At 38.0% G+C, this 18,051-nt stretch carries 13 protein-coding genes; 4 read left to right on the plus strand and 9 right to left on the minus strand.

What is annotated here, in order from left to right; all coding sequences use genetic code 11:
• Position 1: 1 nt before the first annotated feature.
• The 9 genes from AACL20_RS06150 to AACL20_RS06190 all read right to left on the minus strand — a co-directional run bounded on the left by AACL20_RS06150 (position 2) and on the right by AACL20_RS06190 (position 14,900).
• Positions 2-3,376: a type IV secretion system protein gene (locus AACL20_RS06150; protein WP_339052048.1), complete on the minus strand. Its 3,375-nt coding sequence runs from the start codon at positions 3,374-3,376 to the stop codon at positions 2-4.
• 198 nt (positions 3,377-3,574) lie between these two features.
• A complete protein-coding gene (locus AACL20_RS06155) occupies positions 3,575-6,220 on the minus strand; it encodes a type IV secretion system protein (RefSeq protein WP_339052049.1) in 2,646 nt (881 codons plus the stop codon).
• A gap of 123 nt (positions 6,221-6,343) precedes the next feature.
• Positions 6,344-8,767, minus strand: a complete 2,424-nt coding sequence (locus tag AACL20_RS06160; RefSeq protein WP_339052050.1) for a VirB4 family type IV secretion/conjugal transfer ATPase — start codon at positions 8,765-8,767, stop codon at positions 6,344-6,346.
• A 174-nt stretch (positions 8,768-8,941) separates the two neighbouring features.
• Positions 8,942-9,232, minus strand: coding sequence for a VirB3 family type IV secretion system protein (locus tag AACL20_RS06165; RefSeq protein WP_339042665.1), 291 nt, complete (start codon positions 9,230-9,232; stop codon positions 8,942-8,944).
• A 520-nt stretch (positions 9,233-9,752) separates the two neighbouring features.
• Positions 9,753-10,124, minus strand: coding sequence for an IS1 family transposase (locus AACL20_RS06170; protein ID WP_339052667.1), 372 nt, complete (start codon positions 10,122-10,124; stop codon positions 9,753-9,755).
• Positions 10,028-10,471, minus strand: coding sequence for a hypothetical protein (locus AACL20_RS06175; protein WP_339052233.1), 444 nt, complete (start codon positions 10,469-10,471; stop codon positions 10,028-10,030). The genes AACL20_RS06170 and AACL20_RS06175 overlap by 97 nt, the downstream gene beginning before the upstream one ends.
• Before the next feature lie 1,068 nt (positions 10,472-11,539).
• Complete coding sequence (locus AACL20_RS06180; protein WP_339052051.1) at positions 11,540-12,808, minus strand: sigma-54 dependent transcriptional regulator; 1,269 nt, start codon at positions 12,806-12,808, stop codon at positions 11,540-11,542.
• Between the two features lie 487 nt (positions 12,809-13,295).
• Positions 13,296-14,327: a phenylalanine--tRNA ligase subunit alpha gene (pheS, locus tag AACL20_RS06185; protein WP_339041057.1), complete on the minus strand. Its 1,032-nt coding sequence runs from the start codon at positions 14,325-14,327 to the stop codon at positions 13,296-13,298.
• A 42-nt stretch (positions 14,328-14,369) separates the two neighbouring features.
• On the minus strand, positions 14,370-14,900 hold the full coding sequence (locus tag AACL20_RS06190) for a FixH family protein (protein WP_339052052.1): 531 nt from the start codon (positions 14,898-14,900) through the stop codon (positions 14,370-14,372).
• Between the two features lie 74 nt (positions 14,901-14,974).
• Here AACL20_RS06190 and hflK point away from each other — a divergent pair, with 74 nt between their 5' ends.
• The 4 genes from hflK to AACL20_RS07065 all read left to right on the plus strand — a co-directional run bounded on the left by hflK (position 14,975) and on the right by AACL20_RS07065 (position 17,665).
• Positions 14,975-16,147, plus strand: coding sequence for an FtsH protease activity modulator HflK (hflK, locus tag AACL20_RS06195; protein ID WP_339052053.1), 1,173 nt, complete (start codon positions 14,975-14,977; stop codon positions 16,145-16,147).
• Positions 16,148-16,203: 56 nt separating this feature from the next.
• A complete protein-coding gene (hflC, locus tag AACL20_RS06200; protein ID WP_339041063.1) occupies positions 16,204-17,064 on the plus strand; it encodes a protease modulator HflC in 861 nt (286 codons plus the stop codon).
• 238 nt (positions 17,065-17,302) lie between these two features.
• Positions 17,303-17,449, plus strand: coding sequence for a hypothetical protein (locus AACL20_RS06205; RefSeq protein ID WP_339052054.1), 147 nt, complete (start codon positions 17,303-17,305; stop codon positions 17,447-17,449).
• 81 nt (positions 17,450-17,530) lie between these two features.
• Positions 17,531-17,665: a transposase gene (locus AACL20_RS07065; RefSeq protein WP_410519908.1), complete on the plus strand. Its 135-nt coding sequence runs from the start codon at positions 17,531-17,533 to the stop codon at positions 17,663-17,665.
• Positions 17,666-18,051: the final 386 nt, after the last annotated feature.

The raw sequence follows: 18,051 nt of genomic DNA on the forward strand, positions 1-18,051 counted from the left end.
ATCACTCTCTCTTTATATTTCCAGCATCTGTTTTGGATGGTGTGCTGGCGTCAGGCTGTCCTGGGGAAGAGCCTGTATCCATAGGAGGTTTATCATATGGATTTTTGCTTTGGTCAAGAGATTTTGGTTGGACTTCTTCATGAGACATAGTGCTAGGCTGTCCATGTTCTGGAGCTTGAGATGGCTGACTGCCAAGTCCTGAAGTTTCTCCTTGCTGACCATAAGTAGGCCCTGCGGATTGTTGCCCAGGATCCGCAAAAGATCCTGGTGAAGTGGAAGGACCAGTGTCTTGTCTAGTTTGCGCTCCAGCGTCGAGCTTTGAGCCAGATCCAGCATTCTCACTTCCATATAGCCCCGAGTCTTGTGTTTCAACAGACGGACTTGAAGAATATGGTGGTGGCGGTGAAGGCGGTGGTGCAGATGGTGGCTTTATCCATGATGAATCAGCTCTACTGACGGCATCTGATGCGTTCTTAATAGAGCTGTCACCTTGTAACCCAGCTCCACTACCGCCGCTTCCTCCTCCAGAACCTTGAGCAGATTTACTATTATCACCTGACATATTGCCGCCGTCTGTTTTTTTACCGCCGCCAACAAAATTTTTCAGCGAAGATAGACTATCTTTAATTCCTTGTCTACTCTGTCTTGCTTCGCTATCAAGACCAGTTGCATGGCCTACTATACTTGCAATATTTCTGATAGGATTTGCAGCATCTGCCACAGACACTAGATCTATACCAACCAAGCTACCAGTTACCAGAGTTCTAGCAAGATTCGAACAAAATGCACAAAACGCATACATGCCTTGACTGATCACAAGGAAGGCAAGCGCAGCAGACACAGTCCAAATTGGAGAGCCAAATGGATCACTTGGTGGAGTATGTGACACTGCTAAAGTCACAAAACCTGGTATTATACATATATCTATAATAGGCTCAAGGTGAAAACCCAGGAAACAAGATTTGCATGCTGTAAAAGATAGTGTTGTATAGAGGCAAGCTAACAGCAGCACATTAAACATTGCAATGGAAGTAAAAACGAATACAGGTTGCATCACAAAAGAAATCAGAGTCTTAACCCATGTATCAAACATACTACGCGTATATTTGAATAAGATAAAAGAGATAAATACTGGGGCTAGCAACAATAAAATAGCGATTCCAAGTAGTGCCGTTAGATATATCATCATTGCACGTGCTATGCAGATTACATAGACTATGCATGCAAAAATCACAACGATTGCTATAATAAGTCCTAGAAAATTTGAGAATAAGATCGCTGCAATTTTCATCCATACTTGTGGACTGAAAAGCTGTTGAAATGGCCTGTCAAATATAGAAAAGACCAGTACAGGGTCTTGATCTAACGCCGCCTGATTTAAGTTGCCATACATTGGAGCTGCAATCTTCGCAATCAGAGTAGTTGCTCCGTGCGTGAAAACATTGAACAGATGTGTAGAAAAGAAATCCCAGCTATTTTGTGAAATTAGCAGCGTCACTACAGCAAGTTTTGCAATTCTAATCATAGCTTCTTTTTGATTAATCTGTGCAATTCCTATCATGAAGCTGATTCCTGTATACATTATGTATAGAACCATCAGCGCTCTAATTGCCCGGACGAATCCTGAATCACTAACAAATTGTTTGAAAATTTTCGGCACCATTCCAGGTTTGTCTGCAGTGCCAAATAGCTGACCATCAATGGTTTTGACAAGCTGACTAATGATACCTTCTACAACTCCTTTAGTCTCAGCCCTTGATACAGAAACAAAATATTGCCCCATTGTATTTGCGCGCTTATACTTATTACTACCTGTATTCATTAGACTTGCCAAACATATAGGATCCGTTGGCGAGCAGATTGGCCTGAGACCATTATCAGTTGTAAATGTGTCGCTAAGTTTTTTTATTCTAAAGAATATTTGTCCGTTATTCTTTCCTTCTGATTTGAATGCTGTTCCATTTTTTATAGCATCTTCAGGAACATCATACCATTCTACACTGTCTGCCTCAGGGAAATAGTCGTTTCCACCCTTTGTATCTGGAGCTATAACAGCATATTGCAACATCGCTCCATCTGAATATGGGCAGCCGCGCCATGCAATATCTACATCAAAACCACCAAGTCCATATTCTAGATTTAGGCGAGGCTCAAGTATGTAATGCCTTACCCCAAGCCTTGTATATTGCTTAGAAAATTCAGAAAGGTTGCCAGCGAAGATATGCACACGGTATCTTTCAAGATCTTTATTTTGACTATCTCGTATGAAAGGCAGAATTTTAGGATCGACTTGCTTAGGCACAGCAAGCATAGGCCTGGTTTCCTCAGTAACCTGCGGCATCAGTCCGCGCCATATTTGCTGATCGTTATTTTGTTTTATACTTTGCGGATCTCCATCATACTTTATATTACACTTTTCATAATTTTCGTCTGAGCAACCAGGCGGAACAGACATCCCAAGCGTCTGCAGCTTATCTCCAGGAAGTCCCAATGTGTCACCGCCTGTTAACCAATCACCAGGCCCAGGACCTCTGATTTGCAGCTTATGATTAATAGGAAAGTTCAATACATTACCAGAAACACTAGCGCCAGTGAAGAAATTACCGCTATAGCGAATCATCAGATAATCACCATCTTTGACATCAATCTTGGTGTCAGTCCAGATATAGTTTCTTGCGTTCCAACGCGATGCAGAAGAATCAGGTATCCATTTAGTTTTGTTATTATCCCAATCTGTCTTCGAATATGACCTGAAAGAAGGAAATAATTTCACTGAATTATAACCACAAAGATAAACAGTGTTCACACCGGCAGATCCAGGGTTGACCATTATAACTCTAATTTTTTCGCCCGCATCTATTGAAAGCCCTGATGGGAAGAATGCATAGTCTGCTGAGTCTATTGAAGATTTCTGGACACCGCAATATGTCTTTGTGCTAACTGCATCTTTCCAAATAAAGCGCTCGGCACTTTTAGTTTCGGGATTTACCTCTCTATATTTACTAGTAAAGATTTCTCCTTTTTGGCAAGCAAGCGTGCACTGCTCAATAATATCTCTATTTAATTCTAATTGAGAGAGATTATTTGCCGAGGTTTGTTTAAAATCTTCCTCGGTTGGTCCTGGGCTATTTACGCTTCTAGCAAAAGCGTTGCATTCGTTTTGGCAGCGTTTATAACATATATCTCCGATTGGTTTAACCGAAATAATTCTAGTATCAGTTTCACCAAAATCCCAAGCATGTACACAATCATAATATAATGATGAACCTTGAGCATGCGTACAGTTTAATAGCGTTAGTAAACAGAAAGTATAAGTAATTGTGCTAAGTAACTGAGCTGCACGAATCGATAAAGTAGAGCGAGCAATACTTAGCATTGCATTAGAAGGAGTTGAAGAGCGCTTAAAAGTAAACTTAGCGTAAACGTATAGCGTGCTGAGCAAACGTTTCACATTAAGGCAAAGAAAGACTGTGCTGCGCACAAGGCATGTTAGCCTGCGTTCTTTCGTTGCACCTAATCTATATTTGAACTGTTTGCTCATAATTTTTTATAGCTATATTTTTATTTAACTTGCTTAAGAAGCTCCTCCGGCACCTCCAGCGCCGCCAATTTTGCTAGCAATCTCAGCTGTGTCCTTGCCTCCACCAATATTACCTCTCGGCGCAGATTTTCCACCGCCACCACCACCGCTGCTACCGTCTCCTTCTGGAGGCTTCCCAGCATCAGAAGCAGCATCTTTGGCGCTTGATGCTGCTTTCTGCGCAAGACTCATGCCTTTTGTTGCAACAGCCGTGCCTATCTCTTTTGCAAGCTTAGCTATATTAATACTGCCTTTAGCGAGGCTGCCAAGATCCTGCACTCCAGTAAGCATTGCTAAAAACTCAGATATGGAGCCCATAAACATATAAAACAAAAAGGCAAACAACATGAGCTTAAGAGTGGCTTCTAGGTACATATCTAGGAATATGTCATTAAGTATTGTGAATTTGCCTAACGGTCCTAAATCCAACCTTTTTGTTAATTTACCACCTATAGTGCCAGCATTTGCAGCACAAGGATCAGAATCGACCGCAGAATATGTAGAGCAATAAAGCGATGTAACTTTTCTACAAGCTTCTTTAACAGTTACCGCTCCACCTTTGATATCAAGATCTCCAAAGAATACTGAATCGAATGTCATTAACATCAGTGCGATAAAAGCAAAGAATAAACCTGGATATATTACATAACCTAGTAACATTGACATCCACTTTTGAAACATCGAACTTGTAAATTCAAACAGTGCAAATGCAACGAATACTGGAGAGAGCAATACTAATATTGTAATTGTGAACATAGACAAAATGAATATGTGCACAAATTTGAATATTATCATCAGTAGCATGAAGCAGTACAGGAATGAGACTATAGAAAGCAGGAATCCTTTCAGTCCAACAAAGAAAGCTGCTGCTATAATCCAAACGCCTACCATCCCAGATATAGTATATTTACATGAGCCAAAGTTGAGGTAGTTCACCACTTTGCAATCTACAAGATCCCAAAGCGTCATTTGAACTACGGAGCCTTTTCCAATCGTTGGTTTGACAGCGCCGCCAAGCGCAGCAACATTGATTTTTCTCTCACTTAACAATTCACCTCCATCAATTCTGTATCTGCATAGACCTATAGGATCATTGTCATTCTGTGCTGACATGAAAAATTGGGCTATTTGTGTCGCGGAATTAAGTAGTGCTGGGTATAATCCTGTAGCAGTATTTTCAGATGTCACAGGTTTATACCAAACACTTCCTAATGAAAAGTAAAGTACTAGGCCAAATTTTACTACATACATAATAATCTCAGACCTCTGAGGAACCTGTGGCAACGTCATCAGCTTTATGCCTATTAACGAAACATACAGCACAAGCGCTGCAAAAACTATTTGCCGCATATTATCTTGCACCATCTGGAAGAAAGGTTTTCCTCCTGCAATGGCAGAAGATTGTGGATTTATAAATATCTTGATTAAAAGATCTTGTATACACCCAACTACAGTACTTACAACATGAAGATCACTACTTAGGAACCCCTTAACTGGAGTGCCAGAATGTCCGCCCTCATCAAGCTTAGCAAGAGCCTTGCCAAGTGAGTTCAAATCTTGACGTCCTGTTAAGAAATAATAACATCTTGTATCACGCAAGTATTCTTGTATAAATTCATCAATCTCATTTTCATCGTTTGGTGGTGGGACGTAAGAACACCCTACTCTAATTGGAAGGAGTGTCCATGGTGCAACCACACACATTTGCAATTTTCCAATTTCATCATTAAACCTATAGTACGCATGGTAATGAGCTGGGAACAAGTATTGATCTTCCTTTGTATCAAGTATAACTTGATTTCTGGTTGGGGAACCTGACCCTCCTTTTTGACATCTATCTCCAAGCCCGCTCCAAAAACGACTCCAACCAGATATGTAATGCACAACAACTTTGCCTACCATCTTGCCTCTTGCGTAATTGGCAGCGTCTCCAACGCAGTAAGGCGATGCTGCGCCCATATATCCCCAAGTTCTTCCTATTAATTTTGCATCATCATTATTGCCTGGCTGCAGAGTTTGTCCACTAACCGGGTCATAGTTTGGATCACAGTGATAGTAAAACGGAACGTCTGTTGGAGTTAAGGCGCCCTTTGCGACATTCACTATCTGTCCATTCTGTGGTTGGCAATCCATTAATCCGAGCTCAAGGTTTATTTGCTCGTGCGGTGCAACTATGTATGCATTGGTACAAAGATCCACCATTATTACATATTCTGCGCCAAGTGCCAGCAATGCAATGATCGAACCAATTGGAAATTGTGTAAGCATGCCGATATATACAGCGCCGCGTCCAATAGTTGAAAGCAAGGACCATGTTCCTGTACTTGTGTTATTACATTCATTATTATTTTTGCCAAGTATAGTAGGAAGGCATGTATTATTAAACGCAGCATATTCCCATGGATAAATCGCTTTGCCAGAAGTAAAACAGTTATCCAAGCTGCCAAGATATGAGAACCAACCGCCACTAACTGCACTGCTTTCAAATTCCAACATTGTGTCATGTCCGAAAGAGTGGTTGCAATATGTGCAGAACGAGAGCACAGCAAGACATACTACTTTACAGAGCTTTGTCGCAATTAGATTACATAGATTGTGAAACAACGAGCTTAGTGGGACATAAACTTTATTATATAACATGGCACACTCCATGATCAAATATCAGAATAAAAAGTTTGACAGATCGTGCCATACACTGAGAACACAACATAATAATGTTGCCCCACTGAAGTTGTTGGAATATATAACGTATAAGTTGCATACCTAGTCCTTAATCTCCTTCAAGCGTTTTGTAAATTCTGGCAACCAATCTTTAGGATCTTCACCAAATTTTTTACGCACATCATCTAAGATTAAAACAGTATCAGCTCTTCCAGACAAGACATTTATAATATCTGACATACCAGAAAGATCAATTCTTGCAACTACAGCGTCACTTCCTTGCTTAATTAAGAAGTAGCGACTTCCTGGATCTGTGGTTTTAATTAGCTGAAATTCTCTTTCGCTTAGCATAAATGTGGTTCTATAAGCTGATGTCGCTTTCAGATTTGGTAGAAATATTTGTGTTGCGGTTTGTTGTATCAAGGTATCACTTATGACACTATTGCTTGCATCCTCAACGCTTTGTGTCGCAAATACTACAAATGCATTCAATTTTCTTAATACTTTCAACCAATCTTTAATTCTTGGAGCGAACACAGGGTTATCTATTAAAGCCCACGCTTCATCTAGTACTATCATGGTTGGCGAGCCATCCAAAGCTATATTGATTCTATGGAATAAATACAGAAGTACAGGGCCGAGGCTGACTTTATCTTTAAGCAGCTCTGCCATTTCAAATCCAAATATATTAGTTTTATCAAAATTTATTACATCTTCATCATTATCAAATATTCTTGCGTGAGAGCCGTTTGTATGCCACATTGCGATTCTCCCAGCTAAAGTACCAGGACCCTCTAGTCCTAAAAATGGCGCTATATTGCGCAATTTTCTATCTTTTGTCTTTAGCTTATAATTACCATTTACCGCAGCTGTGATAAGCGCCATATCCTCAGCAGTTATTTGCTCGTTGTTTGTAGATGCTAGTTGTCTTAGCCATTCTATCAAAAATGTTCTATTCTCCCAGTTATCTGGTAGTTGCAATGGGTTGAAGCCACAGGCTGCACTTGGATCTATTATTGAATACTTCCCTTGCATTGCTCTTATAAAGATCTCGGCACCTCTATCTTTGTCGAAAAAAAACAGTCTACATTTAAATTTTTGTGCTTTTGCACATAAAAAATTCATCAGTACCGTCTTTCCCGACCCAGTTGGTCCTATAATTGTTGTATGCCCAACGTCGCGCAAGTGAAAGTTGAAGAAATAAGGGGTGCCTGAAGTAGTATCAAGTATAGTAACGGCATTGCCCCAATGATTGTTTTTTGCCTTCCCTATTGGATAGTTATGCATAGAGTTAAATGCGGCTAGGTTCAGTGTGTTAATTGTCGCTTTTCTTACTATATAATCAAAATTACCAGGTAGCTGAGCCCAAAATGCAGGCTCCATGTTTACTTTTTCTCTTACACCTATACCACCTGAATTAGTTAGCTCTACTGCAGAAAGCGAAAGTATATAATCTAGTTCCTTTAGGTCATCTGCTACGCAAAGTACTGTCAGGTGATGTGTCCCAAAGCCTATTTCTCCGCTCATAGCACTATCAAGTGCTGAGCTTATTTCTATTACTTGAGATACAGCTTTATCTCCAGATTGTATCATCCTATTTTGTTGCAATTGCATTTTATTAATAGCTACCTGCCTATTAATAAATTGGAAGGATTGTGATATGACAAACTCAAACGGCATGCGCAAGAACGAATCCAGTATCCCAGGCCAAGTTTTAGGGCCGTATTCTTTAATACTGACTATCCCTGCAAATCTACTTCTTCCATCCAGTCCCTTGATCTCAATTGCCTTATTTCCGAAGTACAAACGGTGATTATTAATATAAGAGTCTAAATTCTGCGGTGAACATAATATTTTACCTGAATCTCCGCAATTTACTATCTTACTAAAGAATTCTGCGATTTCTGAATATGATGAAGATCCTATAGTTTCAATGCCAAGAAGCTTAGGGTTATACTCTCTGAGTGTATTTACAACCCTCCCAGTCGCCTCTTCTAGATTTTCATAAGCTTCAGATAGTGATTTACCCCAAGCCTCCTCATCTGCTCCATACATCAATTTCTTAACTAAATTTTCTACTATGCTTATGCTGCCAAGACCAGCACCACCTCTAGCTTCTTGTACTATTGAAATATATAGTTCATTGCTGAAAGCTTTACTGTGAATATGTTTTTGAGTCCATTGATGATCAAGAAAGCTTGCAAAGCCTTCTGGGATATCAACGTTCTTCTGTTGCTCAGCATATGGTGCTTGTTTTCGTCTAATGATATGGAAATAAAGTCCTAAGCTGCCGCTGCTCATTCCTTTAAACAACAGGTTTCTAATGCTCTTTTTGACATCCAAATCCTCATCATCTGCTGTCTCGAAGGAAAAGCCACCTATTTTTACTACCTGTATTAATTGCTGAGTCTTTGTGATTACCGTGTTCTTATTCCAGTGACATAGATATGGAATGAAATTTTTTACAGAATATTCTCGCTCTGCTATTTGCTGTTTTGGTGTACATGTCTTGAATATCTTAAGCATAGAACTGCTGTAAATCGATTAAAAACACTTGATAACAAGCATAAGCCAATACTCCTATACAAATTTGGAGCTTTGGCAAAAAATGTATCCTGCATTGCAGGCTACACAATAATCTCTTAGCTTGGCAACTTAGTAAGCTATAAGTTGTCATAAGCGCGCAATTTTTTATACATCTTAGTAAGTATCGTATGAGTTTGCTCCATGGTAGTGAGTGTTCATCCTTCTTGAGCATTTCTCACCTTTAACTTTGAATAATTCTATAAATAGCGGTTCTTTTGCACATATATAGTAACCAACTGCATGAATTGGAAAAAGAGAAGCTAAAAATCTAAAGTCTGAAGATATAATATATGCGATCATACATATCATAGAGTTCAGTATAGCAAACGTATAGCTTACTCCAAACAACATAGGAGGTCTTGTAAGACCTAAGAATAGTAAATCAGCTTTTACTGTACCAGGCATCTTCAAAACTCCAACATTAAGTTTTACAAACAGAAAGCAATTTCAAAGTTAGTGCATGTTTATATATACTTGTCATACTTTTCAAAATTGGCGCCTCTTGTAAGACCGCTCGTTATATATTGATTATACGACATGCATCCCTTAGTTCTTCCTGGCTCTTTTTGAAGTCTAACTTCATATGTGTGCAAGTTATAAAATACCAACCTTCATTTACCTGTGGTATATACAGCACAAGCTTGAGATGGCAAAAATTCGAGCAGTCACAATGCTCCGACAACTACCAATCAATTCTATATTTGTATTGTATAAATTTAATAGATAACTTTCTGGTCTATAAAGACACACACAGTATGACTGTAATATTAATGAAATTTATATTCAAGCTCGATTAAGGTAGAGTGTGTTGATTATAATGCAAAGCAAGAATTTTAGCGCCCGCATTCATCAAAACGCTTTCTATGCGCATAAATATCCATGTATCATCACATTTTGCGAATTCACATAAATTTTTTGAGAGTTTTCACATAAAGATAGATAAGGTTTGTTCTTGATATTGTGTAAATATTTGTGGTGTTGTAAGAGCGCACCAAAGCTTGATGGATCCGTAGACCATTGACTCCTTCTTTGAAACGATCTTAGTACGCCGTGTCATTCTGCCTAAATGATGTCGCGTGTTACTATTATCTCTCTCGATAGATACTGTGCCAGACTTGCCAATCGTATGACGCTTTTTTGGTAAAACTTTAGAAAAAGCATTCCAATCATCCGTATAAAAATGACATTCTTTCAGATGACTCACTTTGTCGTAGAGCTTTTGGAATGTTGCAGTATCACGATTGCCTGTAACCCATGCAACAGTTCTCCTTGTGCTACGATCAACCGCCTTGATGATCCAAAGCTTGTTTTTTTTGAACCAATAAAATGCCACATCTCGTCAAATTCCATCTCCATAATATCCGAAGAGATGATTGGCTCCTGAGTCTTGTTCATCGCCTCTACTAACCAGCGATAAATTATGGACGGTGAGTGTCCTAATATCCTGCCTAACATAGAAAAAGAGGCCTTGCCAAGGCTATATAGCATAACACATAGTGCTTTCTTAACGGCTGTTTGAGGCTTTTTGCGCAGATCGCCCTCAACAAAATTTAGAAGGCATGATCTGCACTTATAACGCTGTACACCCCTCACAATGCCGTTTTTTATAAAGCTATCGGAACCACATCCCTTACAACAAACCATAAAACCACCATTTAGTTCTTAAAACAGTGATCATATCATATCTCTATCTAATTGTGAAAACTCTCAATTTTTTAAATCTTTGCGCATATTCTCGAATATAACAAGCCCGCCTATTTAGAATTTATGAATTTTTCCTAGATTTAATTTATTATCTTGAGATTTGCCAAAAAAAGCTTTACAAGACTAGCAATCAATAAATTTTTCGGTCAAATACCATGAGCTATACAAAAACTTTCGACGAAAGTGGCGGATTTATATCACAATCTTTCGATCATATTAAGCATTTTCTCTCTTATGTGGATGCTGCCGTATCAATACCTCCATTTATTTTACCTGTGGTAAACAACTCCATTCTCCCTGGATGTGACATCTATTGTAAGTCAAGTTTGAATTTTTGTAGAGCTAGACTAGGCAATAGTGAATTCTGCATGGAGAGATATATTGAATGCGAATTAGAATGTGGATGGCATGCTTGGGATCTATAATTTTAGCCACCGTTTTCATAGCTAATACTTACTACTTTCCAGCTTTACTTACTTTCAGCCACATATACCTCGGGCAGATAAAGAGTTTGTATTTAACTTGCATGCATACGAAGTTATACTTCAAAAAGAGCTAGGAAGAGTGCTAAGCAGTGTGTATAAATCAATACATAATGAGCAAACTGTAAGGCTCCAATTTTGAAAATTCTAACTGGGTATGTATTATGAAGTCGCCTGCATCATAACGCTTGAAACGCAAGGTTTATATTGGTTACAAGTAATTATGGCGCACCGAAAGTCCAGCAAGAAAAGTAGCAAAGTTACCAAAAACCTTATGGATTTTATTAGATACTATTGGCAAATATCTGACAAATAATCTATAGAATAACAACGTCTTGTGCTGAATAATATACTTTTTTCACATTATATTCTCTATTCATCGATAAGGAAAAATACTATAATTTAACTTTCCGCAAAAATTTATTTGCAAGAGGCAAAATCAATTTTTGACGGATAAACTGCCTAAACTGCAATCGAGTTTTAAGAAGAAGGTATATTGAAACGTTGTTACGGTACGAATCATGGACTACAGGTTGCTATATTGTTTGATTTTTTTGCGTAGTGTAGCAATAGAAATTCCAAGTACGCTTGCTGCTGCATTATGATCTTTTTCGTAAAACTTGAGGGCATTTGATATAGCACGCTTTTCTATTTCCTCAAGGGTGCCATCAAGCGTAGTGTGTTTCTTTCGTTTGACAGGCGTTAGCTCAATGTCACTTGCATCGATTAAATCTGCTCTTGTTATAAGAAGGGCTCTGTGTACTATATTCTCAAGTTCTCTTATATTACCAGGCCATTCGTAGTTGGATAACTTATCATATGCACTATTTGAAAATTTCTTAGGCGTAATTCCATTTATCTTTGCATATTTAGCCATAAAGTGATCTGCAAGTATTGGAATATCTTCAATTCTATCTCGAAGATCTGGCAGTACCACGTTGATAACGTTCAATCTATAAAATAGATCTTCTCTAAATCTTCCAGCTTTCACTTCTTCAAGCAGATTCCTATTTGAAGTAGATATAACTCTTACATCTAGCTTCATAACCTTATTGCTTCCGATGCGAGATATTTCTCTTTCTTGCAATACTCTTAGAAGCTTTGCTTGCAGGCGAAGATCCATCTCACTTATCTCATCTAACAGGATGGTACTATGATTTGCTTCTTCAAACTTGCCCACTCTTTTCTCAAGCGCGCCAGTAAATGCACCTTTATCATGGCCAAATAATTCGGATTCCAGTAAATGCTCAGGAATTGCTGCGCAATTCAATGCGATAAGACTATTTTCTTTTCTATTGCTATTTTGATGTATGAATCTTGCAATTAATTCTTTTCCAGTGCCGGAATTTCCGGTAATAAGAACTGTTGCGCTTGAATCTGCAATTCTTGAGACAACATCCATAACATGCATAAAACTTTCAGATTTATAAACTATTTCATGATTCTTAGGTGTTGCAACAGCAGCGAAAACTGCTGCTATTAATTCCTCTTGCGGGGGAAGAGGTATATATTCTACTGCTCCAGATTTGATTGCTTTTGCCGCAACTTCAGGGCTGCAGTTTATTCCACATGCTACAACTGCTGTACATATACGCTCTGCTACAAGACTCTTGCAAAGTAGCTCTATATCGATAGATACATCTGCCATTATGAGATCTGCTCCTTTGCCTGATCTCATTGAATGAAGAGCAACGTCGATTGATGGTGTATGGAATACTTTAGCTCCTTGTTTAGAAGCAATTTTACTCGCTTCTATAAGTTGCCCTTCCAATCCTCCTATTATCATTAAACGCATTTGTTTACCCAAGATTTATTTATTGCCGCACAGTTCTAAAAACAAAGATTCATAAAATAAATGCTACGACACTGCTCAAAAAAAGTCACTTTCGCAGACTCCTTTGGCCTGATTTTTAAAGCATTACCTCATTAATTTCTTCGCAAATATATATTTGATTCAGAAATTAACTACTACTCTAAAAGATCATGCACTTAAAATCCCAGCGCGCGTAACTTATGACGGCAGTACCTAAAAGCAAATATATACACTCGTTATACTGCAAAATTGGGGCATTTAGAATACTCTCTATGTATTTTTATACACATGCGCACTCATTCCTCCTAACTCTTTTTGAAGTCTAATTTCACATGTATATAAGTAAGTACCAAATCTTATCAAAGATATATGCTAAGTGGATCATGCTATAAACCCACAGAGTATATGACAAATCTTAGGCTTTTTAGAATTCAAGCTGCGGACTTGTAGAAATAGTAAATAGACCTGTTTAAAGGGCTTTAAAACAACTCAACCATCTCATATCGCAATCAAAAAATTTTCTTAAATCCGCAATCTGATATTTCAGCATTGCAAGTCTTTCTATTCCTGCTCCAAAAGCAAATCCTCTATATTCTCTGCTATCAATACCTACGTTTTGTAATACTTTAGGATGCGTCATTCCGCATCCTAATACCTCTAACCAATCATCACCTTTTCCTATCTTCAGTGCACCTCTTGCACTTCTATCGCATCTGATATCTACTTCAAAAGATGGTGATGTGAATGGAAAGTAACTACTTCTAAAACGTATAGCATTTTCGTCACTGAAGCCGAAAAATGATTGGAGTAAGTTGGTTAAACACCATTTGAGATGTCCTATTTCTACATCCTTTGCTATATAAAGTCCCTCAGCTTGATGGAACATTGGCGTATGTGTTGCATCATAATCTGCTCTGTAAACCTTACCAATTGATAATATTTTGATAGGCGGTTTATTATTTTGCATATGCCTTATTTCAACGGAGGAGGTATGTGTTCTGAGAAGCAGTGATCTATCCTTGATGTAGAATGTATCATGAGATTGTCTAGCAGGGTGGGATTCTGGGATATTCAGCGCAGTAAAGTTATGCCAATCGTCTTCAATCTCTGGCCCTGAAATACATACGAACCCCATAAGCCTCAATATCTCAGTAATATCGCTAATTACTTTACTAATTGGATGCTCCGTTCCATAGCTGAAATTACGTGTCGGTAGTGTAATATCTATACTTTGTGCAAAAAGCTCTAAATCGAGTGCGGCTTCTTCAATTGCTGCGTGTTTTTGTTGCAATTGATCTAAAATGAAATCTTTAAGCTTATTTATACGTTGCCCAACGCTCTTTCGTTCCTCCTGCGTAATAAGAGAAAGTGATTTCATTTCCGTGGTCAGTAGACCACTTCTACCTAGAAATTCGGCTTTTAAAGATATTATGTCTTGCTCTGTAGTTGCGCTTTTCAATTTATCTAAAAAGGTGCTCTCTATTATATCGATGTTTAACATATATTAATAAAAAATTATAACTAGAAATTATGAAAACAGATTTTATCTGTTAAATTGTGCGATAATACGCTTATCAGAGGAAAATTCAACCTCATAATTACAAATAGCATCTACATGGATATCCCATTGTCCAGGTAAAGGGAGCTTGAAACCTCCTACATACTGTTGATTCTTAAGATCAAGTACTATAGTTTTATCATATTTAGCAGTGACAGGTCTCATTAGTATTGCTTTAGCATTATTACATATAACATCCTTTCCTTCGCTATCTTTTAGAGTAAAAATGACGCTGATGAAAGATGCATTCTGTTGCACATCTATATTACCCTGCCATCCTAGTAATTCTTGTTTTTTTCTTGCTGCAATCAACTTGCTGTTATACTGCATTTGTTCACGTTTTGAGCCCTCTATGACGACACCAGTGTCTGAAACTTTAGCTGTATACACAAGCAAAAATTCCATAAATGATAAAATTATAAAGAAGAAAACGAATCCAGCAAGAAGGTAGTGTTTTGCTTGCAACAAATGCGGCTTTTTGTCTAATTGCTCTATTTGTGCTGGATTTTTGATCATAACGCAATTATTGGCCTGGACATGGCGACATAAAAAATATATATATGACTATAGCATTTAATATGAAACACGCTATGAAAAACTTCACTACCGCATATCAATTTGAGAATCCTTGGGAAGGTGGTCCCAAGAAATCCAATCCACAAAAGGGCGCATCTCAAGAAGATCCTAGTAAAGAGCTAGAAGAGATGCTAAAAAAAGGCAGGACAAAAATAATGGATTTTTTGTCTTCAAAAAATGACTCTTGTGGGTTTCAATACGGCAGCAAACCTGGAGCAGCAGGCAAAAGTTGGGGCTGGTTCTTCTTCATCATCATATTGTTTGCTTTATTAGCATGGCTTTCTACAGGGTTTTATACCATAGATACCGATGAGCAAGGTGTGGTAATGAGGTTTGGTAGATATAACAGAATTTCCACTCCTGGTTTAAATTGGAAACTTCCTTCTCCTGTGGAAACTGTGGAGAAAGTGAGTGTGACCAGAATTAATAAAGAGGTAATAGGTTTTAAAGCTTCTCAAAACCAAAGAGCTCCGGCTCAAGAAGGTGCTGATGATTCAATAAGTATACCAAAAGAAAGTCAAATGTTGACTGGCGATGAAAATATAATGGATCTTCACTTTTCTGTGCAGTGGTATATAAAAGATCCAAGTCGTTACCTGTTTAATATAAGAGATGATATCGGAGAGAATACTATAAGAGTTGCGTCTGAAAGTGCTATGCGCCAGGTTGTTGGGCTTGCAAAAATATCTGAAGCTCTTTCAGAACAGAGGCAAGGGATAGAGCATAAGGCTAAGGCTGTACTGCAAGATATGTTGGATAGTTATAATTCTGGAATAGAGGTTGTGAGCTTAGGTATATTATATAGCTATGTAGCTCCAGAAGTTAGAGATGCATATAGAGATATTCAATCTGCTAAGGCTGATAAAGAGCGCGAGATAAATCAAGCGCAGGCTTATAAGAATGATATTATTCCGCGTGCTAGAGGTGGCGCTCAAGCTATAATACAGGAAGCGATGGCATATAAAGATAGTGTTGTCGCAAGAGCACAAGGAGAGGCAGAAAGATTTTCAGCCGTGGTTGCTCAATATCAGAAAGCAAAAGATGTGACGAGGAAAAACATGTATATAAATACAATGGAACAGGTTCTCAAGAACAAAGAGAAAGTAATTATAGATAAGAGAATCACAGGAAATGGTACAATCCCAGTGATTCCCATGAAGGACTTATTTGAAGTGAATAAGAACTAAAGGCTTCTCATATTAGAAGTGTGTTGTAAGAAAGAAACGATTGTATATATGTTTTTATGAAAAAACTTTATTTTGCTGGATTTATAGTTGTTGCGGTAATTATGGTTCTATCTAGTTCACTCTATGTACTGGATCAGCGTGAGTATGCATTAGTCTTACAATTTGGTGATGTAGTCAGCGAGGAGAAAGAGCCGGGACTCAAGATAAAGATACCTTTGATACAAAATGTAGTGTTCTTTGATAATAGAATTCAACATTTAACTTTTAGTCCTGGTGAGTCTAGTGAGGTTATGGCTCTTGATCAAAAAACTATGAAGCTTGACGCCTTTGCTAAGTATAGGATAGTTGACCCGCTAAAATTTTACCAATCTACTCAAAATGAGCAGAGATTCAAGATGAGGATTGGTGCAATAATGGAATCTAGCATAAGAGAAGTTATAGGTACTTTTTTGTTTATAGATGTACTTGGTACTCATAGGAATGATATTACCAAAAAAGTGACTGAGCTTGTGAATAGTCATGCTGTAAATTTCGGCGTTGAGATTATAGATGTTCGAATAGTCCGAGTGAATCTTCCGGATAAGGCTAAGAATGCTGTTTATGAGCGTATGAGAACAGAACGTCAAAAAGAAGCTGCTGAGATCAGAGCGCAAGGGGCTGAGGAAGCTCAGGTTATAAAAGCAGGAGCAGATAGAGATAGAACTGTAATTCTTGCAGAGGCTAATAAATCTGCTGAGATTTTGAAAGGTCAAGGTGAAGCAGAAGCGATTCGCATATTTTCCAATTCCTTTGGGCAGGATCCTGAATTCTTTGGTTTCTCTAGGTCACTTGAAGCTTATAAAAATGCGTTCCTAGATGCGAATACAAAGTTTATACTATCGTCAGATAGCGAGTTTGCTAAATATTTTACCCAGTGAAGTACTTACACTTCTTATTTACACTTATTTAGACAATTCTGCTGCTCCGAAAGTACAGCAGAAAAAGTGACAAAACTGCCAACAATCTTATGGATTTTGTTAAGTAGTATTTGCTAAACAGTACGCGCGCCAAAAGTCTCAGAAGCTGTATAAAATGGTGCCCCAAGTGTCAAAATAGTATTTTAAATCCGTAAGAAAATGTTATAAAAGACCCAAAAACCTTACGGATTTGTATTATATGCCAGGAGAAGAAGTGAAAATTAATGATACTCAAAGTAGCATATTTGAGGAGAGATTATCTGATAGTTTGAATCCACAACATAAGTTATATAAATTAAGATCGAAAGTTGATTGGCGTGGTCTTTTAGGAGCGAATTTTTGGTAAAGTTTCTGCGAAACGATATGGTAGAAGCCGTAAAGACCGTCGTGTTATGCTTGGGTTGTTTATGCTGCAAAGCCATTTCAAATGCTTCTGATTGTTATACCGAGGAGTGGACTTCAGGAAAATGCATATTGGCAGTATTTTTGTGGATATGACGATTTCAAAAATGACATAATTGTATCTGAAAGTTGCATAAGAAGATTTCGTCAAGATCTGTGAGAATCTGGTTGTCGTGAGATATTAAGGGAGCTGGTCAGAATAGGCTGTAGGATTGGCACACTTAAAAAAAGATTTGGCAGCCGTGATTATTGACACGACAGTTCAGCCAAAGCATATAAAACATCCACATGATTGTCATCTAATGGAAAAGGCTCGGTTTTAGATATAGTAAATTAAGTTGAAGTTTGCGTATATATAGATGTGTGTTACACTCAAAGGAAAAATGCCATCCTCATATAGCGAAGATTTTTGGAAAAAAGTAATAACATATGTATGCTTTGGTTCAATTCTTTAATACGCAAATTTCAACTTAATTTGCCATAGTTGAGCTTTGCAATGCTATGTATCGCATAAGTGATAAAGGTACTGACAAAAGTTAGGAATCA

Source organism: Candidatus Lariskella endosymbiont of Epinotia ramella (genome assembly GCF_964019805.1).
Classification (GTDB): Bacteria; Pseudomonadota; Alphaproteobacteria; order Rickettsiales; family Midichloriaceae; genus Lariskella.

Coding starts and splice junctions, on each gene's coding strand:
- AACL20_RS06150 (WP_339052048.1), bottom strand. CDS start 3,376: ATGCTAAGTATTGCTCGCTCTACTTTATCGATTCGTGCAGCTCAGTTA.
- AACL20_RS06155 (WP_339052049.1), bottom strand. CDS start 6,220: ATGTTATATAATAAAGTTTATGTCCCACTAAGCTCGTTGTTTCACAAT.
- AACL20_RS06160 (WP_339052050.1), bottom strand. CDS start 8,767: ATGCTTAAGATATTCAAGACATGTACACCAAAACAGCAAATAGCAGAG.
- AACL20_RS06165 (WP_339042665.1), bottom strand. CDS start 9,232: ATGCCTGGTACAGTAAAAGCTGATTTACTATTCTTAGGTCTTACAAGA.
- AACL20_RS06175 (WP_339052233.1), bottom strand. CDS start 10,471: ATGGTTTGTTGTAAGGGATGTGGTTCCGATAGCTTTATAAAAAACGGC.
- AACL20_RS06180 (WP_339052051.1), bottom strand. CDS start 12,808: ATGCGTTTAATGATAATAGGAGGATTGGAAGGGCAACTTATAGAAGCG.
- pheS (WP_339041057.1), bottom strand. CDS start 14,327: ATGTTAAACATCGATATAATAGAGAGCACCTTTTTAGATAAATTGAAA.
- AACL20_RS06190 (WP_339052052.1), bottom strand. CDS start 14,900: ATGATCAAAAATCCAGCACAAATAGAGCAATTAGACAAAAAGCCGCAT.
- hflK (WP_339052053.1), top strand. CDS start 14,975: ATGAAAAACTTCACTACCGCATATCAATTTGAGAATCCTTGGGAAGGT.
- hflC (WP_339041063.1), top strand. CDS start 16,204: ATGAAAAAACTTTATTTTGCTGGATTTATAGTTGTTGCGGTAATTATG.
- AACL20_RS06205 (WP_339052054.1), top strand. CDS start 17,303: ATGCCAGGAGAAGAAGTGAAAATTAATGATACTCAAAGTAGCATATTT.
- AACL20_RS07065 (WP_410519908.1), top strand. CDS start 17,531: ATGCTTCTGATTGTTATACCGAGGAGTGGACTTCAGGAAAATGCATAT.